This window comes from Kineococcus indalonis, assembly GCF_009906395.1.
Lineage (GTDB): Bacteria > Actinomycetota > Actinomycetes > Actinomycetales > Kineococcaceae > Kineococcus > Kineococcus indalonis.
Genome location: NZ_JAAALM010001003.1, coordinates 1 through 506 on the forward strand (window position 1 = coordinate 1; position 506 = coordinate 506).

A 506-nucleotide genomic window follows, 5' to 3' on the forward strand; every position below is an offset into this window, starting at 1 on the left:
TCCGGGGGGCCGGTGCGCGGCACCTAGACTCCTGGCGTGAGCCTGCACACCCCCTCGAACGAGCCGGCGGCGCAGCCGGGCGGCACCGCCCCCAGCCCGGCCCCGGGCGTCGACATCAAGCCCCGCAGCCGTCAGGTGACCGACGGCCTCCAGGCGACCGCCTCGCGCGGCATGCTGCGCGCGGTCGGCATGGGCGACGAGGACTGGGCCAAGCCCCAGATCGGCGTCGCCTCCAGCTGGAACGAGATCACCCCCTGCAACCTGCCGCTGGACCGCCTCGCCAAGGCCGTCAAGGACGGCGTGCACGCCGCTCACGGCTACCCGCTGGAGTTCGGCACGATCTCCGTCTCCGACGGCATCTCCATGGGCCACCAGGGCATGCACTACTCCCTGGTCAGCCGCGAGGTGATCGCCGACTCCGTCGAGACCGTCATGAGCGCCGAGCGCCTGGACGGCTCGGTGCTGCTGGCCGGCTGCGACAAGTCGCTGCCGGGCATGCTCATGGC

The 506-nt window shown here is 72.7% G+C and carries 1 protein-coding gene; it reads left to right on the forward strand.

What is annotated here, in order from left to right:
* Positions 1 to 42: 42 nt before the first annotated feature.
* The coding region (locus tag GTR00_RS22410; protein ID WP_205706449.1) for a dihydroxy-acid dehydratase domain-containing protein at positions 43 to 506 on the forward strand (464 nt) is incomplete at its 3' end.